Source organism: Nonomuraea glycinis (assembly GCF_035920485.1).
GTDB lineage: Bacteria > Actinomycetota > Actinomycetes > Streptosporangiales > Streptosporangiaceae > Nonomuraea > Nonomuraea glycinis.
Window position 1 is genome coordinate 3,993,222 of sequence record NZ_CP109166.1, and the last position, 20,127, is coordinate 4,013,348.

General features: G+C 71.1%; 22 protein-coding genes. 15 read left to right on the forward strand and 7 right to left on the reverse strand.

Annotated elements, in window-relative coordinates; genetic code table 11:
* Positions 1–90: 90 nt before the first annotated feature.
* Both OHA68_RS19070 and OHA68_RS19075 read right to left on the reverse strand, forming a co-directional pair.
* Positions 91–1,341, reverse strand: coding sequence for a hypothetical protein (locus OHA68_RS19070; protein WP_327108836.1), 1,251 nt, complete (start codon positions 1,339–1,341; stop codon positions 91–93).
* A 23-nt stretch (positions 1,342–1,364) separates the two neighbouring features.
* Positions 1,365–2,108 (reverse strand): CAP domain-containing protein, encoded by a 744-nt coding sequence (locus OHA68_RS19075; protein WP_327108837.1) that lies wholly within the window; start codon positions 2,106–2,108, stop codon positions 1,365–1,367.
* Between the two features lie 309 nt (positions 2,109–2,417).
* Here OHA68_RS19075 and rplM point away from each other — a divergent pair, with 309 nt between their 5' ends.
* Genes rplM through glmM form a run of 3 tightly spaced genes read left to right on the forward strand, consistent with a single transcriptional unit; the run spans position 2,418 to position 4,771 of the window.
* Positions 2,418–2,861: a 50S ribosomal protein L13 gene (gene rplM, locus OHA68_RS19080; RefSeq protein WP_189141212.1), complete on the forward strand. Its 444-nt coding sequence runs from the start codon at positions 2,418–2,420 to the stop codon at positions 2,859–2,861.
* A gap of 28 nt (positions 2,862–2,889) precedes the next feature.
* Positions 2,890–3,411: a 30S ribosomal protein S9 gene (gene rpsI, locus OHA68_RS19085; RefSeq protein WP_189141211.1), complete on the forward strand. Its 522-nt coding sequence runs from the start codon at positions 2,890–2,892 to the stop codon at positions 3,409–3,411.
* A gap of 1 nt (position 3,412) precedes the next feature.
* Positions 3,413–4,771: a phosphoglucosamine mutase gene (gene glmM / locus OHA68_RS19090; RefSeq protein WP_327108838.1), complete on the forward strand. Its 1,359-nt coding sequence runs from the start codon at positions 3,413–3,415 to the stop codon at positions 4,769–4,771.
* 96 nt (positions 4,772–4,867) lie between these two features.
* On the opposite strand, the gene OHA68_RS19095 is transcribed toward glmM, so the two are convergent.
* The 5 genes from OHA68_RS19095 to coaA all read right to left on the reverse strand — a co-directional run bounded on the left by OHA68_RS19095 (position 4,868) and on the right by coaA (position 9,435).
* Entirely contained in the window at positions 4,868–5,584 is a 717-nt protein-coding gene (locus OHA68_RS19095) for an ABC transporter permease subunit (protein ID WP_327108839.1), read from the reverse strand.
* Entirely contained in the window at positions 5,584–6,498 is a 915-nt protein-coding gene (locus OHA68_RS19100) for an ABC transporter ATP-binding protein (protein ID WP_327108840.1), read from the reverse strand. The genes OHA68_RS19095 and OHA68_RS19100 overlap by 1 nt, the downstream gene beginning before the upstream one ends.
* Complete coding sequence (locus tag OHA68_RS19105; RefSeq protein ID WP_327108841.1) at positions 6,495–7,349, reverse strand: ABC transporter permease; 855 nt, start codon at positions 7,347–7,349, stop codon at positions 6,495–6,497. The genes OHA68_RS19100 and OHA68_RS19105 overlap by 4 nt, the downstream gene beginning before the upstream one ends.
* On the reverse strand, positions 7,342–8,250 hold the full coding sequence (locus tag OHA68_RS19110) for an ABC transporter ATP-binding protein (RefSeq protein ID WP_327108842.1): 909 nt from the start codon (positions 8,248–8,250) through the stop codon (positions 7,342–7,344). The genes OHA68_RS19105 and OHA68_RS19110 overlap by 8 nt, the downstream gene beginning before the upstream one ends.
* Before the next feature lie 267 nt (positions 8,251–8,517).
* Positions 8,518–9,435, reverse strand: coding sequence for a type I pantothenate kinase (gene coaA / locus OHA68_RS19115; RefSeq protein WP_327108843.1), 918 nt, complete (start codon positions 9,433–9,435; stop codon positions 8,518–8,520).
* 187 nt (positions 9,436–9,622) lie between these two features.
* Between coaA and OHA68_RS19120 the strand changes: the two genes are divergently transcribed.
* From OHA68_RS19120 to tsaD, 12 genes are all read left to right on the forward strand, one after another.
* On the forward strand, positions 9,623–11,044 hold the full coding sequence (locus tag OHA68_RS19120; protein ID WP_189141205.1) for a PhoX family protein: 1,422 nt from the start codon (positions 9,623–9,625) through the stop codon (positions 11,042–11,044).
* Between the two features lie 17 nt (positions 11,045–11,061).
* Entirely contained in the window at positions 11,062–11,412 is a 351-nt protein-coding gene (locus OHA68_RS19125; protein ID WP_189141204.1) for a holo-ACP synthase, read from the forward strand.
* Between the two features lie 10 nt (positions 11,413–11,422).
* The gene (locus OHA68_RS19130; RefSeq protein WP_327109524.1) at positions 11,423–12,904 is read left to right on the forward strand and encodes an NAD(P)H-hydrate dehydratase; all 1,482 of its coding nucleotides are present in this window, start codon (positions 11,423–11,425) and stop codon (positions 12,902–12,904) included.
* 14 nt (positions 12,905–12,918) lie between these two features.
* Positions 12,919–14,049 (forward strand): alanine racemase, encoded by a 1,131-nt coding sequence (gene alr, locus OHA68_RS19135; protein ID WP_189141443.1) that lies wholly within the window; start codon positions 12,919–12,921, stop codon positions 14,047–14,049.
* The gene (locus OHA68_RS19140) at positions 14,046–15,098 is read left to right on the forward strand and encodes an alpha/beta hydrolase (protein WP_327108844.1); all 1,053 of its coding nucleotides are present in this window, start codon (positions 14,046–14,048) and stop codon (positions 15,096–15,098) included. The genes alr and OHA68_RS19140 overlap by 4 nt, the downstream gene beginning before the upstream one ends.
* Entirely contained in the window at positions 15,095–15,568 is a 474-nt protein-coding gene (tsaE, locus tag OHA68_RS19145) for a tRNA (adenosine(37)-N6)-threonylcarbamoyltransferase complex ATPase subunit type 1 TsaE (protein WP_189141202.1), read from the forward strand. The genes OHA68_RS19140 and tsaE overlap by 4 nt, the downstream gene beginning before the upstream one ends.
* 209 nt (positions 15,569–15,777) lie before the next feature.
* The gene (locus OHA68_RS19150; RefSeq protein WP_327108845.1) at positions 15,778–16,410 is read left to right on the forward strand and encodes a hypothetical protein; all 633 of its coding nucleotides are present in this window, start codon (positions 15,778–15,780) and stop codon (positions 16,408–16,410) included.
* A 2-nt stretch (positions 16,411–16,412) separates the two neighbouring features.
* Positions 16,413–16,946 (forward strand): class F sortase, encoded by a 534-nt coding sequence (locus OHA68_RS19155; RefSeq protein WP_327108846.1) that lies wholly within the window; start codon positions 16,413–16,415, stop codon positions 16,944–16,946.
* 99 nt (positions 16,947–17,045) lie between these two features.
* The gene (locus OHA68_RS19160; RefSeq protein ID WP_327108847.1) at positions 17,046–17,975 is read left to right on the forward strand and encodes a phosphotransferase family protein; all 930 of its coding nucleotides are present in this window, start codon (positions 17,046–17,048) and stop codon (positions 17,973–17,975) included.
* Positions 17,976–18,002: 27 nt separating this feature from the next.
* Complete coding sequence (gene tsaB, locus OHA68_RS19165) at positions 18,003–18,647, forward strand: tRNA (adenosine(37)-N6)-threonylcarbamoyltransferase complex dimerization subunit type 1 TsaB (RefSeq protein WP_189141198.1); 645 nt, start codon at positions 18,003–18,005, stop codon at positions 18,645–18,647.
* 11 nt (positions 18,648–18,658) lie between these two features.
* Positions 18,659–19,090 (forward strand): ribosomal protein S18-alanine N-acetyltransferase, encoded by a 432-nt coding sequence (gene rimI / locus OHA68_RS19170; protein WP_189141442.1) that lies wholly within the window; start codon positions 18,659–18,661, stop codon positions 19,088–19,090.
* On the forward strand, positions 19,083–20,114 hold the full coding sequence (tsaD, locus tag OHA68_RS19175) for a tRNA (adenosine(37)-N6)-threonylcarbamoyltransferase complex transferase subunit TsaD (RefSeq protein WP_189141197.1): 1,032 nt from the start codon (positions 19,083–19,085) through the stop codon (positions 20,112–20,114). The genes rimI and tsaD overlap by 8 nt, the downstream gene beginning before the upstream one ends.
* The last annotated feature ends 13 nt before the right edge of the window (positions 20,115–20,127 follow it).

Below are 20,127 nucleotides of genomic sequence, written 5' to 3' on the forward strand. Positions count from 1 at the left end.
GCGAGAGTAACTAGATCGTTCCGCAGGTATGGACCTTCCCGGTGGATTGATCGTCCTGTTTGTGGTCTTAACTCGTTGAAAGGGCGATTTTCAGGTGGCTCGAGCGCCGGTCAATGTGCGGGCATCGAGCGCTTTGAAGACCGTCGCCTTGGTGATGTCGTCGGCCGCCTGGAAGAGCGTCTTCGACACCTTCTTGTCGGGCTTGACCCCGTCCTTGGTCTGGAACCAGACCATGACCGCGTAGTGGCCGTGCGTCCACACCTTCGCCCCGCCGCTGCCGGAGCCGAGGAACTTGGTGATCTCGTCCTTGCCCGCCAGGGGCTTGACGTAGTCGGCCGCGCCCGCCGCACGGGCCACCTTGGTGGCGTTCTTGCTCGTGTTGAGGTTCGCGACGCCGACGGTGCCGATCACCTTGCCGGACTTGTCGCGGAAGCTGGCCCGCATCATCTGGGTGCACTTGCCCGTCTTGAGCGCCTTGGCGATCTTCGTGCCGAGGACGCCGTCGCCACACTTCTTGTCCTTGCTGGTGATGGTCAGCTGGTAGGCGCGACCGGCGACGGTGACCTTCTTGGACTTGAACAACTCCCGGACCGTGAGCGGGTCGGGGTCCGTACGGCGCGCACCGGCGTAGCCGTACTTGCCGGCAGGCCCCGTCGGGATCGGCGCGGACGTGCGGCGGCTCGCGTCGGTGGCGGCGGCTCCCGGGTCGTCGGCGTTGAACATCAGCGCGAGACCGCCGCCGAGGAGCGCCAGCACGGCCACGCCGCCGAGCACCGCCCAGAGCGGGCCGCGCGAGCGGTTCTCCTCGTCGTAGGGGCTCCACGTCCTGTGGGTCGGCCCGGTCTCGACCCGCTCGTCGGCCTTGGGCTCGGCGCCGCCGGCTGCGGCGGGGCCGGGGCCGGACGCGAAGCCGTAAGGAGGCGCGCCCGACGGGGGCGCGGCTCCGGTGTCGGCGGGGGTGAAGGCGCCGGCGAAGGTGCCGCCGTCGGCCTCGGCCGCCTCGGCGGCCTTGCGTTCCTTGCGCGACAGTCGCGGGGCGCTCTCGGTGCTGCCGGCCCGGCGCGAACGGCGCGGCGTGCTCTCCGGCTCGCCTTCGCCGCGCGCCCGGCGCGGGGCGCTGTCCGGGGTGCCCTCAGCGCGCGCCCGGCGTGGGCCGCTCTCCTGGACGTCTTCCCCCCGAGCCCGGCGTGGGCCGCTCTCCTGGGCGTCTTCCCCCCGAGCCCGGCGCGGGGGGCTCGGCGGGGCGTCTTCGCCACGTGGGGTGCTCTCCGGGCCCTTCGCGCGGCGCGAACGGCGGGGGGTGCTCTCCGTGCCACTTTCACGTTCATTGGGAAAACCCATGCGTAGACATTACCGTGCGTAGGTCACGAGCGTCCGAAGTCTTGGGTCCACCAGGGGCCGTCGAGACCGGACACGACGCCGACGCCGATCGTCCTGAACTCACAATTGAGGATGTTCTTACGGTGATCGGGGCTGTCGAGCCAGCCGCGCACCGCCTCCTCGGCGGAGACGTACCCGCGGCCGATGTTCTCGGCGGCGCCCGCGTAGTAGCCCGCGCGCTCCATCCGGTCCCACGGCGTCGAACCGTTGGGTGACTCGTGCGTGAACTGGCCGGACCGGGCCATCTCCAGCGAGTGGACGCGGGCGGCCCTGGTCAGCCGGGCGTCAGCCCTGAGCGGGCCGCACCCGTGCTTGGCCCGGATGGCGTTGGTGAGGCGGACGACCTTGGCTGCCGCGCCGGGCATGCTCCTGGGCGCCGGCTCGTCGCCGTGCACGCGGATGGGGTCGTCCGCGGTGTAGCCCGGGATCTGGTCGTCGGCGGTCCTGGTAGGCCGGACGCTGGCCCGGGTGCGCGGGGCGACCGTGGTCGTCTGCCTGGGCATCGCCTCCAGCAGCGGTTGCGGCTTCTTCCGGGCGGGCGCGGAGGCCTTCGCCGTGGGGGAGGGGGTGGCCTCGTTGAGGTAGATGTGGCCGGCCGGCACCGGGTCGGCCATGCGGCCGAGCAGAACGCCGGTGAACAGTGCCGCCAGGAGGCAGGCCAGCGCGCCCAGGTGGTTCCGGCGCCGTGCGCTCCGCTGGGTGTGCCGGGTGTGAAAACTCTGCCACATACCGCCACCAACGATAGGCAAGTCAGGTCGTGGTGAAGAAGGGATCCCAGGGAAACGAAATAGAACTGTTCTGTGGTCGGGTAGACTCAGCAGAGTTACCGGTCTTTTGACCATCGCCCGCCAGGGCGGGTAACCTAATCGTTCGTTGTGTGCATAGGTCCAGCGTGACCGATGCGCGGCGCGTCCGGCGTCATCTCCCATCACTTGAGGAGACGGAAGGTCCGGGCCGTCGTGTGCCCGCACCGACCGACCCCAGCGCTGTCGCATCCGGCAGCGCGCCGAAGACGCGAGCATAAGAAGGCTACGACCGTGCGCACGTACTCACCGAAGCCCGCCGACGTCCAGCGTCAGTGGTACGTCATCGACGCGACCGATGTCGTGCTGGGCCGGCTGGCCAGTCACGTCGCGATCCTGCTCCGAGGCAAGCACAAGCCGATCTTCGCCAACCACGTCGACACCGGTGACTTCGTCATCGTCATCAACGCGGACAAGATCGTGCTTACCGGTAACAAGCTCGAGCAGAAGAAGGCTTACCGCCACTCCGGCTACCCAGGTGGTCTGCGTTCCGTGAGCTACGGCGAGCTCATGGAGAAGCGGCCGGACAAGGCTGTCGAGAAGGCCGTCAAGGGCATGCTGCCCAAGAACTCCCTTGGCCGGAAGATGGCCAAGAAGCTCAAGGTCTACGCGGGTGCCGAGCACCCGCACAAGGCTCAGCAGCCGGTGCCGTTCGAGATCACCCAGATCGCCCAGTAGTAGTCCGAGAAAGAGTTAGAGGAGAACCGTGGCTGAGCCCACCGGTGTCGAGACGGCCGTCGAGCCCCAGGTGGAGGAGTTCCCCACCGAGGAGTTCCCTTCCGAGTACACCACCGAGTCCACCGCAAGTGCTGACGCTCCCGTGCGCAAGCCCATCACCACGGGCAACTCGTACGGCACCGGCCGCCGGAAGGAGGCGATCGCCCGCGTGCGCATCGTCCCCGGCACCGGCAAGTGGACGATCAATGGTCGTTCGCTTGACGTCTATTTCCCCAACAAGGTCCACCAGCAGATCGTCAACGAGCCCTTCGTGGTGCTCGGCGCCGAAGAGGCGTTCGACGTGATCGCGCGCATCGACGGCGGCGGCGTGACCGGCCAGGCCGGCGCGCTGCGCATGGGCCTGTCCCGCGCGCTGACGGCACTGGATGTCGAGACCAACCGTGCGCCGCTCAAGAAGGCCGGCTTCCTGACCCGTGACGCGCGCGCCACGGAGCGGAAGAAGTACGGCCTCAAGAAGGCCCGTAAGGCTCCGCAGTACAGCAAGCGCTAAATTGGCGCGTCTGTTCGGCACCGACGGGGTGCGTGGGGTCGCGGGTCGCGACCTCACGGCCGAGACCGCCATGGCCCTTTCGGTCGCGGCGGCTCACGTCCTCGGCGATGCAGGCGTGTTCACCGCTACTGGCTCAGGCCGTCGGCAGAGGCCAGTAGCGGTCGTAGGCCGGGACCCGCGAGCTTCGGGAGAGTTTCTCGAAGCCGCTGTGGTCGCCGGCCTTGCGTCGTCCGGAGTGGATGTGCTGCGCCTCGGCGTGCTGCCCACTCCCGCCGTCGCCCATCTCACGGCCGCGCTCGGCGCCGATTTCGGCGTCATGCTGTCGGCCTCGCACAATCCGGCGCCCGACAACGGCATCAAGTTCCTCGCCCGGGGTGGCTTCAAGCTGTCCGACGCGGTCGAGGACGAGGTCGAGCGGCGACTCGGCGAGGACTGGGACCGGCCGGTCGGCTCGGCCGTCGGCCGGGTCCGGGACGCCTACGGCGAGGTGGACCGCTACATCTCGCATGTCCTGACGACGGTCAACGGGCAGCTCGACGGGCTGGACATCGTGGTCGACTGCGCGCACGGCGCTGCCCACATGGTCGCCCCGGAGGCGCTGCTGCGGGCCGGGGCCAGGGTGGAGGCGATCGGGTCCAGGCCCGACGGCCTCAACATCAACGCCGGTCACGGCTCCACCCACCTGGACAAGCTCCAGCAGGTGGTCGTCTCGCGCGGCGCCGATGTGGGCATCGCCTACGACGGTGACGCCGACCGTTGCCTGGCCGTCGACCACACCGGCGCGATCGTCGACGGCGACCAGATCATGGCCGTCCTCGCGGCCGACATGCACGCCAAGGGCACCCTGGCCAAGGACACCGTGGTCGCGACCGTGATGTCCAACCTGGGCTTCAAGCTGGCGATGCGTGATGCGGGCATCAACGTGATCGAGACCGCCGTGGGCGACCGCTACGTGCTCGAGCGGATGAAGTCCGACGGCTTCAACCTGGGCGGCGAGCAGTCGGGGCACGTCATCATGCTCGACCACGCCACCACGGGCGACGGCCTGCTCACCTCGCTCCACCTGCTCTCGGTGATGGCGCGTACGGGCACGTCGCTCCAGGAGCTGGCGTCGATCATGACGCCGCTGCCGCAGATCCTGATCAACGTCAAGGACGTGGACCGGGGCAAGTCCGCCGTGAACGAGCTCACGGACGCGGTCGCGGTGGCCGAGGCGGAGCTCGGCGAGACGGGCCGGGTCCTCATCAGGCCGAGCGGCACCGAGCCGATGATCCGCGTCATGGTGGAGGCCTCCTCGAAGGACCAGGCCACCAAGGTCGCCGAGCGCCTCGCGGACGTCGTCCGCGTCGCCTGCGTCTGACACGACAGCTCCGGGCACGGCTCACGCCGTACCCGGAGCTGTCGCTTGTGCCGGTGGTTACTCGTCGTACCCGGAGCTTGTTGTTTGTGCCGGTGGTTATTCGTCGCCGGTGAGGGAGAACGTGCGCAGGCGCAGGCCCGCCCACAGGACCGCGCCGACCGTGACGATGATCAGTGCTGGTACGGCGAAGCCGAGGGTGACCTTCGCGTCCACGAACGGCGAGTCGGAGATCTGGGCGGCGATGGCCTGGCCCCACTGCTGGATGGAGAACTTCTGGGCGCCCTGGATCAAGGTGCCGACGAGGGTCTCCCAGACGAGGGCGTAGATGACGCCGATGGCGACGGCATGCCGGGTCACGACGCCGAGCAGCAGGAAGACGGCGGCGTAGGCGATGCCCGCGACCAGCACCCCGATGGCGAAGCCGAAGGCGATGCCGTCCTCGTTGCGGACCAGGAGCCAGGCCGCGATGTAGGTGGGCACGGCGGCGAACAGCCCCAGGACCGAGGCCGCCACCAGGAATTTCGTGCCGGCGATGACCGGGCGGGAGATCGGCTTGGACAGCAGGTGGATGATGGTGCCGTCGTCGATCTCGGGGGCGATGACCCCGGTGCCCGCGATGAGCCCGAGTAGCGGCAGCATGGTGGCGATGGCGAACTTGTCCATCAGCAGCAGGGCGGAGCGCTGGTCGGCGCTGCCCACGACGCGCAGCAGGATGGCCAGGCCGATCAGCGCGAGCGGCAGCAGCAGAAGCAGCAGGATCCTGCGCCTGCCCAGCAGCGCCCGGTAGGTGATGCCTGCGACCACGGTGTTCATCAGGTGCTCCTGTTGATCAGGTAGGAGAAGACGCTCTCCAGGTCCTCGTCGGCGGGGGACACCTGGTGCAGTCGTACGCCCTCGGCTCGGGCGACCCGGGGGAGCAGCTGGGCGAAGCGCCGGAACTCGGCGGCCTGGACTTCGAGGCCGTCGGGGCCGAGCGTGACGCCGCCCGCGGAGCTGTCGAGGATGAGGGCGGCGGCCAGCTTGCGGTCGTCGCTGGACCGGATCTTGAACAGGTGCGGCCGGTCCGTCATCAGGCGGCGGATCTCGCGGAAGTTGCCGGTGGCCGCGTGCCTGCCCGCTACCAGGACCTCGATCTGCTGGGCGACCCGCTCGACCTCTTCGAGGATGTGCGAGCTGAACAGGATCGTCTTGCCCGCGGTGCCCATGGACCGGATCAGGTCCATCAGGTGCATGCGCTGGCGGGGGTCCATGCCGTTGAAGGGCTCGTCCAGCAGCAGGACCGGTGGGTCGTGGACGAGCGCGGCGGCGACCTTGACGCGCTGGCGCATGCCCTTGGAGTAGGTCTCGACGCGGCGGTCTTTGGGCTCCTCCATCTCCACCGTGGCCAGCGCCTTGCCGGCGGCCTCGGCCGGGTTGGGCAGGCCGTGCAGCTTGGCCGCCGACAGGACGAACTGCCAGCCGGTCAGGAAGCCGTAGACGCCCTCCCGTTCCGGAACTAAGCCGATATTTCGGTAGATGTGATGGTTTTTCCACACCTGGGTGCCGTCCAGCGTGACGGTGCCGCCGGACGGGGACAGGAAGCCGGCCATCATGTGCAGGAGCGTCGACTTGCCGGCGCCGTTGGGGCCGAGCAGGCCGGTGACGCCGGGACCGATCGTCATCGTGACGTCGTTGACCGCCACGACGTTGCCGTACCAGCGCGAGACCTGCGCGAGCTCGATCTTCACCGCGAGGCCGCCTTCCGATAGCGCAGGGCCAGGACCGCCAGGGCGGCGGCGATGAGGGCCACGACCAGGACGGCGGGGATGGGGCCCCCGGGATAGGGGCCTTCGGCGTGCGACGGGGTGCCGAACAGCGAGGACTGCACGGCGTCGACCAGCCAGAAAGGGTTGGCCAGCCAGGCCCACCGGGCCTGGGAGTCGTAGCCCGACATCTCCAGCGTGCCGTAGATGACCGGGACCGCCGCCGAGGACAGCAGGTAGGCGGCCATGACGGAGGCGACGCCGAGGCCGCGCCGGGGCGTGAGCGAGGAGATCGCCAGGCCCAGGGTGGACAGCACCAGCGCCAGCACCAGGGCCATGGCCAAGGCGCCGAAGAACTCCCCGGTCGCCGGTGGGCCCGGCAGGTCGATCAGTAGCTCGCCCACGTAGATCAGCGTCAGCGGCAGCGCGACCAGCGCGAACAGCGCCACAGTCATCGCCGTGACCTTGGCGCCGACGTACTCGCCGATGGTGACGGGCCGGGACAGGTAGAGCGGCAGGACGCGGAAGCGCAGGTCGGGGGCGACGGCCGTGGGCGCCTGGGCGGCCAGGAAGATCGCCACGACCGCCTGCATGATGACGGCGAAGCCGCTGTAGGGCAGCCCGCGCTGCTGGGCCAGCGCCATCAGCGCGATGGACACGACGGCGGGCAGCAGCATGATGGTGAACAGGGAGAACGGCATGATCTTGCTGCGCGCGGTGCGGCCGAGGCCGAAGATGCCGCGCAGGCTGTGCACGGTCAGGGCACGCACCGTGTGGCCGCGGCCCAGGCGTGGGCCGTCGTAGTGGCGGTAGCCGATGTCGTAGATCTCAGACATGGGCCGCCTCCTCCCTGAAGACGTCCTCGATGCGGTGCCGGCCCTGCTCCAGGCGGATCAGGCAGAGGTCCAGATCGGCGGCGGCGTCGCGGACGGCGTCGAACGTCTCGGGACCGAGCACCTGGACCGCCAGCAGGCGGCCGTGCGGGGTGACGGTCTGGCCGAGCTCGGCCAGGCGGGCCGCGAGCTGCTCGGCGCCGTCCTCGACCTCGACGGTGATGGACTCGGTGGCATGGGTGAACTCGGCGATCGCCGAGGAGCGCAGCAGTCGCCCGGCGTCGATGACGATGACGTGGTCGCAGATGCGCTCCAGCTCGCCGAGCAGGTGGGAGGTGACGAGCACGCTGATGCCGAACTCGGTGCCGATGCGCCGGATCAGCGCCAGCATCTCGTCGCGGCCGCGTGGGTCGAGCCCGTTGGTGGGCTCGTCGAGGAAGATCAACTTGGGGTCGTGGACCAGTGACTGGGCCAGCTTGACGCGCTGCTTCATGCCGGTGGAGTAGCCGCCGATCGCCCGGTAGCGCTCTTCGGCCAGGCCGACGTGGCGCAGCACGTCGGCGGCGCGCTCGCGAGCCGCCGTGCGCGGCAGCCCGGACATCCGGGCCAGATGGACGACGAACTCGGTGGCGGACACGTCAGGCGGCAGGCAGTCGTGCTCGGGCATGTAACCGACGAACCTGCGGATCTCCGCGCCGCGCGTCGCCACATCCAGGTCGAGCACCTTGGCGGTGCCCTCGGACGCGGGCAGCAGGCCGAGCAGGATCTTGATGAGCGTCGACTTGCCCGCGCCGTTCGCCCCGACGAGGCCGGTGACGCCGGATCCGACGGTGACCGACAGCCGGTCGAGCGCCGTGACGGTGGGGAAGCGTTTGGTCAGCCCCTCGGTAGCGAGGATGTGCATGTCCGGGACCCTACCCGCAGCGATATGGCCGCGGCGTCGGTCAAAAGGATGAACGACGTCATCCCTGGGGCTGGAATTCACCCTGCGCCCACGGGTGGAGTCCCGGGCCTGTCGATCGGACGTTGAATCCTCATTGACTCTGATTCGGGAAGCTGCCGGTCATGCAGATCTACAGGTGCCACGATCAGGGCGAGGACTGCTGGTTCGCCGACATCGACGATCAGGAGTGCGCGGGCAGGTTGGCGACCTACCTGTTCGAGGACGCGTTCAGGTGCGCCGCAGCCGCACCCGCGTCACGGCGTGTTCGGCGCCCTTGTGCATGACCAGGTCGGCGCGGCCCCGGGTGGGGGCGATGTTCTCGACCAGGTTGCGCTCGTTGATGTCACGCCAGACGTTGACCGCGAAGGCGGTGGCCTCCTCGTAGGACAACTCGGCGATGTGGCGGAAGTAGGACTTGGGGTCCTCGAAGGCGGTGCGGCGGAGCTTGTGGAAGCGGTCGACGTACCAGTCGCGGACGTTCTCCACCTTGGCGTCCACGTAGATGGAGAAGTCGAAGTAGTCGTTGACCGCCAGTGAGGTGGGCGGGGCCGGCTGGAGGACGTTGAGTCCCTCGATAATCAAGATATCGGGACTTTTCACGATCTGCGCGGCGCCGGGGACGATGTCGTACTCAAGGTGGCTGTAGATCGGGGCCCGCACCTCGGGCGCGCCCGCCTTCACCTCGGCGACGAACCGCACCAGCCCTCTGCGGTCATAGCTCTCCGGGAAGCCCTTGCGGTGCATGATGCCCTTGGACTCCAGCACCGCGTTCGGGTAGAGGAAGCTGTCGGTGGTGATCAGCTCCACGTGCGGGTGCTCGGGCCACCTGGCCAGCAGCGTGTGCAGCAGTCGCGCCGTGGTCGACTTGCCGACCGCGACACTGCCCGCGATGCCCAGGATGTACGGGACGCGCTGCTCGGCGTGGCCCAGGAACGCGCTCAGCACGCTGCTGCGCTCCTTGGACCCGGTGAAATGCAGGTTCAGCAGCCGCGTCAGCGGCAGGTAGATGTCGGTGACCTCGGTGAGATCGATGGGATCGTCGACGCCTCGAAGCTCTTCGAGCTCCTCCGCCGTGAGAGTCAAGGGCGTGTTCTTGCGGAGTTCGCTCCACTGCTCCCTGCTCAGTTCAACGTAGCCGTTGTTCACCTTGGCAGCGTAGCGACGGGGTCGGAGCCGAGTTCCGGCCGGGGGTGGAGAGAGATATCCACAGGCTGTGGATGAAAACGGGGGATTACCGATAGTCAGTTCGGGGAACGCGGGAGATCCGGCCGAATCGCCGATATGTCGACAAGCCTGCGGTTACTGTTCCCGTAGCAACTCACCTGGAGGCCATGTGGACCGTCGTCGCTTCCTCACCCGCGCGGCCGCGGTCGCCACCGGGATCGCCGGGCCGTTCGCGGGCGTCGCCTGCGCGGGCGCCCAGGGTGGCGCCAAGCCCGCGCCCGCGCTCGGATACGGGCGGTTGCGACCCGTGCGGGACCTGCGTGACGGCGAGGTCCGGCTGCACCTGCCGGACGGCTTCAAGTACCGCTCGTTCAACGCGGCCGGGGAGAAGTTCTCCGACGGCAGCGCCGTGCCGGGGCGGCATGACGGGATGGCCGCGTTCGCCGGCCCGCGCGGCAGCGCGATCCTCGTCCGCAACCACGAGGTCAACGGCCCCGTCGGTGCCTTCGGCGACCGCGCCAAGGCCTACGACCCGATGGCCGGCGGCGGCACCGCCACCCTGCGGGTGAGCCGCTACGGCGAGGTGCTCAAAAGCCTGCCGTCGCTGAACGGGACCATGATGAACTGCTCGGGCGGCCCCATGCCGTGGGGCGCCTGGGTGAGCTGCGAGGAGACGGTCAACGGCCCCGACGTGGGCGACGACCACACCGGCGGCGACAACTCCAAGCTGACCGAGAAGCACGGCTACATCTTCGAGGTGCCGCTCAAGGGCACCTCGAACGCCAGGCCGATCAGGTCCGCCGGCAGGTTCGCGCACGAGTCCGTGGCGTTCGACCCGGCGACCGGCACCCTCTACCTGACCGAGGACAACTTCGGCTTCCCCTCCGGCTTCTACCGTTACGTCCCGCCGAAGCATCCGGCGCAGGCGGGGCGTCTGCTCGACGGAGGCAGGCTCCAGATGCTCGCCGTCAAGGGCCGCAAGCGCGCCGACCTCTCGGTGGGCCACCCGCCGGGCACCGCCTTCGGCACCGAATGGGTGGACATCGACGAGCCCGACCCGTCCTTCACCGGCAAGCCGTCGAACGACGAGGCCGTGCAGGCGGTCGGCACCCAGGGCAGGGTCGCGGGCGGGGCGATCTTCTCCAGGCTCGAAGGCGCCGTCTACCACCAGGGCACCATCTACTTCGTCTCCACCCAGGGTGGGGAGACGGCGTCGGGCGACACCCCGCCGGACGGCTTCGGCAAGGGCCGGGGGCAGGTGTGGGCGTACGAGACGTGGAGCGGCCGGCTGAAGCTCGTCTACCAGTCGCCGCGCGCGGCGACGTTGGACCTGCCGGACAACGTGACCGTCAGCGGTCGCGGGACGCTGGTGCTGTGCGAGGACGGCGAGGGCGACAACTATCTGCGCGGGCTCACCCGCTCGGGCGGCGTCTTCGACTTCTGCCGGCTGGCCCCGGTGGCGGACGACGCGGGCGCGGAGTTCGCGGGCTCCACGTTCGGGCCCGGCGGCCACACCCTGTACGTGAACGTGCAGTCCAGGCAGGGCAGGTCCTTCGCCATCTGGGGGCCATGGCAGCGAGGCGCGTTCTAGCTGGTTAGCCTGGGAGGATGATCCTGGGCATCGGCGTGGACGTCGTGGACATCGCGCGCTTCGAGGCCGCGCTGGAGCGGACGCCCGCGCTGCGCGAAAGGCTGTTCACCGAGATCGAGCGGCCACTGGCGACGCGCTCGCTGGCCGCCCGGTTCGCGGCCAAGGAGGCCGTCGCCAAGGCCCTGGGCGCGCCCCGGGGCCTCGGGCACCTGGAGGCCGAGGTGCGCTGCGACGAGAGCGGCAAGCCCGAGCTGCACGTGACCGGCAAGGTCGCCGAGGCCGCCTACGGGCTCGGGGTGAAGCGCTGGCACGTCTCACTCAGCCACGACGGCGGCGTGGCGATGGCTTACGTGATCGCCGAAGGATAGCTTGGTGAAGATGATCGCCGCCTACTCCGCCGACCAGATCAGGAGCGCCGAACAGGCGCTGATGGCCCGGCTGCCCGAGGGCACGCTGATGCTGCGCGCCGCGAGCGGCCTCGCCGCCGCCTGCGCCGACCTGCTCCCCAAGGTGTACGGCAGCCGCGTCGTGCTCCTCGTGGGCAGCGGCGACAACGGCGGCGACGCCCTCTACGCGGGTGCCGTGCTGGCCCGGCGCGGGGCCAGGGTCGAGGCCGTGCTGGCCGGCTCCAGGACGCACCAGGCGGGGCTGCACGCCCTCCAGGAGGCCGGCGGGGTGGTCGCGGGCGAGGACGCCGTCGCCGCGGCCGAGCTCATCGTCGACGGACTGGTCGGGATCGGCGCGTCCGGCGCGCTGCGCGAGCCCTACGCCCGTCTCGCCGAGGCCGCCAACGCCGCCGCCGGCCTGGTCGTCGCCGTGGACGTGCCCAGCGGGGTGGACGCGAGCAGCGGGCGGGTGGCGGGCGCGGCCGTGCGGGCCGCGCTGACGGTGACGATGGGGGCCCGCAAGACCGGCCTGCTCGTCGATCCCGGAGCCGGCTTCGCGGGCCGGATCGAGCTGGTCGACATCGGGCTCGACGCCTATCTGCCCGGCCCCGACGTCACCGCGCTGACCCGCGCCGGGGTCGCCGGGCGGCTGCCGCGACCCGGCCACGAAACCGACAAATACCGCAGGGGCGTGGTCGGCATCGCCGCCGGCAGCGACCAGTACACCGGCGCCGCCGTGCTCGCCGTGGGCGGCGCGCTGCGGGCCGGCGCGGGCATGGTGCGCTACGCCGGTCCGGGCCGCCCGGCGGCGCAGGTGCGCGCCCGCTGGCCGGAGGCGGTCATCACCGAGCTGGACGAGCCGTCGATCGACGGGGTCGGCCGCGTGCAGGCATGGGTGGTGGGCCCCGGGCTCGGCACCGGCCGCTGGGCGCGCGAACTGGTCGCCAGGGTGCTCGCCTCGGACGTGCCGGTGCTGGTCGACGCCGACGGGCTCAACCTGGTGGCCAAGGACGTCGCGCTGCTGCGCCGTACCGGACCGGTCCTGATCACGCCGCACGCGGGCGAGCTGGCGCGGCTGACCGGAGCCGGCCGGGACGAGATCGAGGCGGGCAGGCTGGCGCACGTCCGTGCGGCGGCGGCCGAGCTCGGCGTCACGGTGCTGCTCAAGGGGTCCACCACGGTCGTGGCCGAGGAGGGCTCGCCGGTGCGGGTCAACGGCACCGGCACGCCCTGGCTGGCCGCCGGCGGCACCGGAGACGTGCTGTCCGGCATCGCGGGCTCGCTGCTCGCCCAGGGGTTGAGCGGCTATGACGCCGGGTCGTGCGGCGCCTATCTGCACGGGCTGGCCGCCCGGATCGCGGCCCGCGGCGCGCCGCTCACCGCGGCCGAGGTGGCCGAGGCGGTCCCCGCCGCCATCCGGGCGCTGAGCGGCGAAAGCGCGCTCGACCACGCGCGTGAGCTGACAGACTGGTAGGTATGGACAACCCGATGGCGACGCCCGCGCAGGCGCGGGTCGACCTGGCCGCGATCAGGCACAACGTGGCGCTGCTCAAGGAGCGTGCCGGTGGCGCCGAGCTGATGGCCGCCGTCAAGGCCGACGCCTACGGGCACGGGCTCGTGCCCTCCTCCCGCGCCATGCTGGCGGGTGGGGCGGCCATGCTCGGCACCGCCTTCGTCAGCGAGGCCCTGGAGCTGCGCGCGGCCGGGATCACCGCGCCGGTGCTGTCGTGGCTCATCACGCCGGGGGAGCCGCTCGACGAGGCGCTCCAGGCCGGCGTCGAGCTGTCCGCGTCCGACGAGCCGCTGCTCGACGAGATCGCCGCCGCCGCCCGGCGCACCGGGCGCGCCGCCCGCACGCACCTGGAGGCCGACACCGGCATGAGCCGGGGCGGCTCGCCGCTCGCCGCCTGGCCGGGCCTGCTGCGCCGGGCGCTGGAGCTGCAGGCCGAGGGCGCCGTCGAGATCGCCGGGCTCTGGTCGCACCTCGCCTGCGCCGACATCCCCGGCCACCCCGCGATCGACGCACAGCTCGAGTCGTACGAGACGGCGCTGAAGCTGGCCGAGCAGGCGGGCGCCGCCGGCTCCCACGTGATCAGGCACCTGGCCAACTCCGCCGCGACCATGACCCTGCCCAGGGCCCACTACGACCTCGTCAGGTGCGGCATCGCCACCTACGGCCTCAGCCCGATCCCCGAGCAGGGCGACTTCGGGCTCAGGCAGGCGATGACCCTCGTGGCGCGGATCGCGATGACCAAGCGGGTCCCGGAGGGCTCCGGCGTCTCCTACGGGCACCTTTACGTCACCGACCGCGAGACCACGCTCGCCCTGGTGCCGCTCGGCTACGCCGACGGGATCCTCAGGCACGCGACGGGCAAGGCCGAGGTGCTGGCGGGCGGCCGCCGAAGACTGGTGGCGGGCCGGGTCTGCATGGACCAGTTCGTGATCGACATGGGGGACGATCCGCTGCTCGCGGGCGAGGAGGTCATCCTGTTCGGGCCGGGCGCCCAGGGCGAGCCGACCGCTCAGGAGTGGGCCGATAACCTCGGCACCATCACGCATGAGATCGTGACCAGGATCGGATCGCGGGTGCCGCGGGTGTACGAAGGATGGGGTCCATGACGACCACAACACGCCGAAGGGTCGGAATCGCCGGCGCGATCGTCGGCGCCGCCTCCGCCGGGGTGGCCGCGGCCGCGCTGGCCAAGCGCTACGCCGTGGGCCGGATCAGGCTGCGGCCGGACCTGGACGCCAACGAGCCGTTCGGCGAGCTCGGCGGCACCGAGCACACGCTGACCACCTCCGACGGCAAGGCGCTGCACGTCGAGGTCGACGGCCCGCACGACGCCCCGCTGACGATCGTGTTCTGCCACGGCTACTGTCTCAACCTGGAGTCCTGGCACTACCAGCGCAAGGATCTGCGCGACACCCATCGCATGGTGCTGTGGGACCAGCGCTCGCACGGCCGCTCGCAGCGCGGCGCGGCCGACGACAGCACGATCGACCGGCTGGGCGAGGACCTGGCCGAGGTGATCGAGCGGTTCGTGCCGGGGCCGTGCGTGCTCGTCGGCCACTCCATGGGCGGCATGACCATCATGGCGCTCGCCGACCGCTACCCCGAGCTGTTCGGCGACAGGATCCAGGGTGTCGCGCTGATCGCGACCTCGGCCGGCAAGCTGGCCGAGCTGACCCTCGGGCTGCCCGCCCTGGTGTCGAAGGTCGTCCACAAGGTGGCGCCCACGACGGTGTCCCTCCTGGGCCGCAGGGGCGCGCTGGTCGACCGCACCCGCCGCGTGGGCAGCGACATCGCCTTCCTGATGACCCGCTACATGGGCTTCGGCGACTCGCGCAACATCAGCCCGACCCTGGTCGACTTCGCCGAGTCCATGATCAGGGGGACGCCGACCGAGGTCGTCGCCGACTTCTACCCCGCGCTGATGAACCACGACAAGCTGTCGGCGCTGCATGTGCTCGACCCGGTGCCGACGGCGATCGTGGTGGGCGACAAGGACTGGCTGACACCGCCCGAGCACAGCAGGGCGATGGCCGAGGCGCTGCCCAAGGCGCAGCTCACCGAGGTCCCTGACACCTCCCACCTGATCCAGCTGGAGCGCCCCGGGGTGGTCAACGACGCGCTGCGCGACCTGATCAAGCGAGTGGGTCAGGAATGAGGCTGTCCACCGCCGAGGAGACGCGCGCGTACGGCACCCGCCTGGCCGCCCTGCTCAGACCGGGTGACCTGCTGATCCTGTCCGGCCCGCTCGGCGCCGGCAAGACCACCCTCGTGCAGGGCGTGGGCGAAGGGCTCAAGGTGCGCGGGCCGATCACCTCGCCCACCTTCGTGATCGCCAGGGTGCACCCGTCGCTGTGCGGCGGCCCCCCGCTCGTGCACGCCGACGCCTACCGGCTCGGCGGCGACCTCGAAGTGGACGATCTCGACCTCGACGCCTCCCTGGAGGAGTCGGTGACGGTCGTCGAGTGGGGCGAGGGTCTGGTCGAAGGTCTGTCCGAGGAACGGCTGGAGATCCACCTCGACCGCACGGCCGACGACGAGGCGCGTACGGTCACGCTGCGCGGCGTCGGAGCCAGATGGGCGGGCGTGAATCTGGGCGACACGCCGTCCGAAACGGCGAAAGAGTAAAACCACCGCCAAGCCCCGATCATCCTGTCACCCTTGACCTAACTCGCCGATGCCATGAAACATGATCATTGGTAAGGGTTGGCCCAGAAATTTTGGGTATTCAGGAGGGGCGGCATCCACAGTTTCGCTGGATGCTTGGTGAAGGACGGCGGAGTGGGGTGCGACGGGTGCTCAGGGTCAGGCGAGTCGCGTACGCGGGAGCCATCGTCATGATCGGCCTCGTAGGATGCGCAGCGGAGGCGCAAACACCACCGGCGGGTTCGGAGACGCCGACCGGGACCCCCACCACCTCGGTCAGCCCCACGGCCACCACGCCGGTCAGCCCCACGGCGACCGCCACCCGGCAGTCCATCTCGGTCCAGCTCAACCCCGACAGCGTCACCGCCGGTGAGACCTCGACCGTGTGGATCCTGGCCAACTGCCCCGAGCCCTCGGGCGGCCCCGCCCACACCGGCACCGCCACCTCCAGAGCCTTCCTCTCCGGGGTCTCCTTATCCCCCGCCACCTCCGCGACCGCCAGTCCCGCCGCCACCGGCTCGCCCTCCGGCGCGTGGGTGCGCGGCCAGGCTCAGGTCTCCGGCACCGTCAAGCGCGGCTCGTACCGCGTGGACGTCAAGTGCGACGGCACCAACCACGTCGGCCGGGCCACCCTCAGAGTCACCAGGGCCGACCCGCTGCCGAGCGACGTGCCCACCAGGGCGCCCAGGGCCGGCGGCGGCGGCACCTTCGGCCAGGAGGTCGACGAGGGCTCCTCCCTTCCGCTCGGCGGCGTCGGCCTGGCGCTCGGCCTGGCGATGGCCGTCGGGATCGGGGTGGCGGTCAAGCGCCGCAGCCGGTCCTAGCGATGGCGCGTCCCGGGCGGGTGGTGCTCGCCGGCGCCGTGACCGGGCTGGTGCTGGTCGCCTTCGGCCAGAGCATGCAGTCCACCCCCAAGAAGGCGGCCGCGATCGTGCCGAAGAGCATTGAGATCTCCTCGATCGACATGGAGGCGCCGCTGATGAAGCTCGGGCTCAAGGACGGCGAGGTCGAACTGCCGCCCTACGAGAAGCCCGAGATGGCCGGGTGGTACACCGGCAGCGCCGTGCCGGGTGAGAAGGGCGCCTCGGTGATCGTCGGACATGTCGACACCAAGACCGCGCCGGCCGTCTTCTACAAGCTCAGGCACGTGCGCAAGGGTGAGATCGTCAAGGTGGAGCGCAGCGACGGCAAGGTCGTCAAGTACAAGGTCGACGGCGTCGAGCAGGTCCACAAGGACTCCTTCCCGCTCCGGCGGGTGTACGTGGAGGACGGGCTCAAGCTGGTGACCTGCGGCGGCAGGTTCGACCGCGCCGCGGGCGAGTACCTCGACAACATCATCGTGTACGCCTCCCGCGCCTGACCTCCTCCCGCGCCTTCCGGCCGCACCCTGCGTCGCGGGTTCTCGATTCGCGGCCTCCGCCTCCCCAAATCCGGTTGCGCCGGTTGGGATCATGGGTTCATGAGTGTGGACGCCAATCCGCCCGCGGCGGGGACCCGGCTGCCCTGGCACGAGGTGCACCCGGCCGCTCGCGCCGCGGTCGAGGAGCTGCTCGGCGGGCCCGTGGCCGAGGCGGTCACGCAGCCGGGCGGGTTCTCCCCGGGGGCGGCCGTGCGGCTGCGCGCCGCGGACGGGCGCCGGCTCTTCGTCAAGGCCGTCGGCCCTGAGCCGAACCCCGACTCCGCCGGCATCTACCGCGCCGAGGCCAAGATCGCCGCCGCGCTTCCCGCCTCCGTCCCGGCTCCCCGCCTGATCGCCACCTTCGAGGTCGACGGCTGGGTGGTGCTCGCGTTCGAGGACATCGAGGGCCGGCACCCGGCGATGCCGTGGCGTCGCGACGAGCTCGACCGGGTCACGGCCGCCGTCGCGCGGATGTCCGCCGAGCTGACGCCGGCGCCGATGGCCGCGCCGCCGATCGCCGAGGCGTTCGAGGGGTCGTTCGACGGCTGGCGCCGGCTGCGCGGCGCGGACACCGCCGGGCTGGACCCGTGGGCGTTGCGCCACCTCGACGCGCTGGCCGAGCTGGAGTCGGGCTGGGCGCGGGCGGCCGAGGGCGACACGCTCCTGCACGGCGACGTACGGGCCGACAACGTCCTGCTCACCGAGGAGCGCGTCTACGTCGTGGACTGGCCGTGGGCCTGCGTGGGCGCGGCCTGGTTCGACGTGGTGGTCATGCTGCCGTCCGTCGCCATGCAGGGCGGCCCACCGCCGCACGAGCTCTTCACCGACCCCGATGACCGCGTCACCCGGGTGATCGCCGCGTTCACCGGCTATCTGGTCAGCAGGAGCCGGATGCCGGCCCCGCCGGGGCTGCCGACGCTCCGGGCGTTCCAGCGGGCGCAGGGCGTCGTGGCGCTGGAGTGGCTGAAGCGGCGGACCGGCTGGGCCTGACCTGCTCTGCGGGTAGGCTAATCAGTCGTGTTGGTCCTGGCTTTCGATACCGCTACCCCCGCCGTCACCGCCGCGCTCCACGACGGGACGCGAGTGCTCGCCGAATCCACCACGATCGACGCCCGGCGTCACGGCGAGTTGCTGGCGCCGGCCGTCGAGCGCGTGCTGGCGGAGGCGCGGGTGTCGCCGCGTGACGTCACCGCCGTGGTCGCGGGCAGCGGCCCCGGCCCCTACACCGGCCTGCGGGTCGGGCTGATGACCGCGCAGGGCCTCGCCACCACGCTCGGCGTGCCGGCCTACGGCATCTGCACGCTCGACGCCATCGCCTACGGCAGCGGCCTGGACGAGCCGTTCCTGGTCGCCACCGACGCGCGGCGCAAGGAGGTGTTCTGGGCCCGCTACGCCGATCGGCGCACCAGGCTCGACGGCCCGTCCGTCGCCCGGCCCGCCGAGGTCCCCGTCGAGGGACTGCCGGTGGTGGGCGCCGGGGCCGGGCTCTATCCCGAGGCGCTCGGCCGCGCGCATGAGCCGGCTTACCCGTACGCCGGATTCCTGGCCGCGCTCGCGGCCGAGCGCATCGCGGCGGGGACGCCGCTCGACCAGCCGCACCCCGTCTATCTGCGCCGGCCCGACGCGGTCGTGCCCGGCGCGCCCAAGCGGGTGACGGCGTGAAGCTGCGGCAGATGACCGTGGCCGATCTGCCGGTGGTGATGGCGATCGAGCAGGCGACGTTCCCGTACGACGCGTGGAGCGAGGGGATGATGCGCGGTGAGCTCGCCGACCAGCCGCGCACCAGGCACTACGTGGTGGCGGAGGCGGACGACCAGATCGTCGCCTACGCGGGCCTGGCCGTCGCCGCCGACCAGGCCGACGTGCAGACCATCGCGGTGCTGGAGTCCCACCGCGGCACCGGCATCGGCGGCGCGATGCTGGCCGAGCTGCTGCGGGTGGCGGGCGAGCGAGGCGCGCGGGAGATCTTCCTGGAGGTACGGGAGGACAATCCGGTCGCCCGGGGCGTTTACCAGCACTTCGGGTTCGAGGAGATCGGCGTCCGGCGCCGCTACTACGACGACGGCACCGACGCGATCATGATGAGGAGAAAGCTGGATGGCTGACGCACCGCTGGTCCTGGGCATCGAGACGTCCTGCGACGAGACCGGCATCGGGATCGTCACCGGCCACACCCTGCTGGCCAACACGATCGCCTCCAGCATGGAAGAGCACGCCCGCTTCGGCGGCGTGGTGCCCGAGGTGGCCTCGCGAGCGCACCTGGAGGCGATGACGCCCACCGTGGAGGCGGCGCTGGCCCAGGCCGGGCTGAGGTTCTCCGACATCGACGCGATCGCGGTCACCGCCGGGCCGGGGCTGGCCGGCGCGCTGCTGGTCGGCGTGGCCGCGGCCAAGGCCTACGCGCTCGGCCTCGGCATTCCCCTCTACGGCGTCAACCACCTGGCCGCGCACGTCGCGGTGGACCAGCTGGAGCACGGGCCGCTGCCCAAGCCGTGCATCGCCCTGCTGGTGTCGGGCGGGCACTCCTCGCTGCTGCTGGTGCCCGACGTGGCCAAGGACGTGATCTCGCTCGGCTCCACCGTGGACGACGCGGCGGGGGAGGCGTTCGACAAGGTGGCGCGGGTGCTCGGGCTGCCGTTCCCCGGCGGCCCCTACATCGACAAGGCCGCCACCTCGGGCTCCGGCACCGCGGTCGCCTTCCCCCGGGGCAAGATGGACGACGGCACGCTCGACTTCTCCTTCTCAGGGCTGAAGACCGCCGTCGCCCGCTGGGTGGAGGCGCGCGAGTCGGCGGGGGAGCGCATCCACGTGCCGGACGTGGCCGCCTCCTTCCAGGAGGCGGTGGTCGACGTGCTGACCCGTAAGGCCCTGCAGGCCTGCCGTAAGTACGGCGTGGGCGACCTGCTGATCGGTGGCGGCGTGGCGGCGAACTCGCGGCTGCGCGCCCTGGCCCAGGAGCGGTGCGACGCGGCCGGCGTACGGCTGCGCGTCCCCCGCCCCGGGCTGTGCACCGACAACGGCGCCATGGTCGCCGCGCTCGGCTCGGACCTGGTGGCGGCCGGCGTCACCCCGTCCTCGCTGGAGATCCCCGCCGACTCCTCGATGCCCATCACGACGGTCCACGTCTGAGTCCCGCGCGGCT

Bases quoted from the DNA above. Each gene is read 5' to 3' on its own strand.
- OHA68_RS19070 (WP_327108836.1), bottom strand. From the start codon at position 1,341: ATGGGTTTTCCCAATGAACGTGAAAGTGGCACGGAGAGCACCCCCCGC.
- OHA68_RS19075 (WP_327108837.1), bottom strand. From the start codon at position 2,108: ATGTGGCAGAGTTTTCACACCCGGCACACCCAGCGGAGCGCACGGCGC.
- OHA68_RS19095 (WP_327108839.1), bottom strand. From the start codon at position 5,584: ATGAACACCGTGGTCGCAGGCATCACCTACCGGGCGCTGCTGGGCAGG.
- OHA68_RS19105 (WP_327108841.1), bottom strand. From the start codon at position 7,349: ATGTCTGAGATCTACGACATCGGCTACCGCCACTACGACGGCCCACGC.
- OHA68_RS19110 (WP_327108842.1), bottom strand. From the start codon at position 8,250: ATGCACATCCTCGCTACCGAGGGGCTGACCAAACGCTTCCCCACCGTC.
- OHA68_RS19125 (WP_189141204.1), top strand. From the start codon at position 11,062: ATGATCCTGGGCATCGGCGTGGACGTCGTGGACATCGCGCGCTTCGAG.
- OHA68_RS19130 (WP_327109524.1), top strand. From the start codon at position 11,423: ATGATCGCCGCCTACTCCGCCGACCAGATCAGGAGCGCCGAACAGGCG.
- alr (WP_189141443.1), top strand. From the start codon at position 12,919: ATGGCGACGCCCGCGCAGGCGCGGGTCGACCTGGCCGCGATCAGGCAC.
- OHA68_RS19140 (WP_327108844.1), top strand. From the start codon at position 14,046: ATGACGACCACAACACGCCGAAGGGTCGGAATCGCCGGCGCGATCGTC.
- tsaE (WP_189141202.1), top strand. From the start codon at position 15,095: ATGAGGCTGTCCACCGCCGAGGAGACGCGCGCGTACGGCACCCGCCTG.
- OHA68_RS19150 (WP_327108845.1), top strand. From the start codon at position 15,778: ATGATCGGCCTCGTAGGATGCGCAGCGGAGGCGCAAACACCACCGGCG.
- OHA68_RS19155 (WP_327108846.1), top strand. From the start codon at position 16,413: ATGGCGCGTCCCGGGCGGGTGGTGCTCGCCGGCGCCGTGACCGGGCTG.
- OHA68_RS19160 (WP_327108847.1), top strand. From the start codon at position 17,046: ATGAGTGTGGACGCCAATCCGCCCGCGGCGGGGACCCGGCTGCCCTGG.
- rimI (WP_189141442.1), top strand. From the start codon at position 18,659: ATGACCGTGGCCGATCTGCCGGTGGTGATGGCGATCGAGCAGGCGACG.
- tsaD (WP_189141197.1), top strand. From the start codon at position 19,083: ATGGCTGACGCACCGCTGGTCCTGGGCATCGAGACGTCCTGCGACGAG.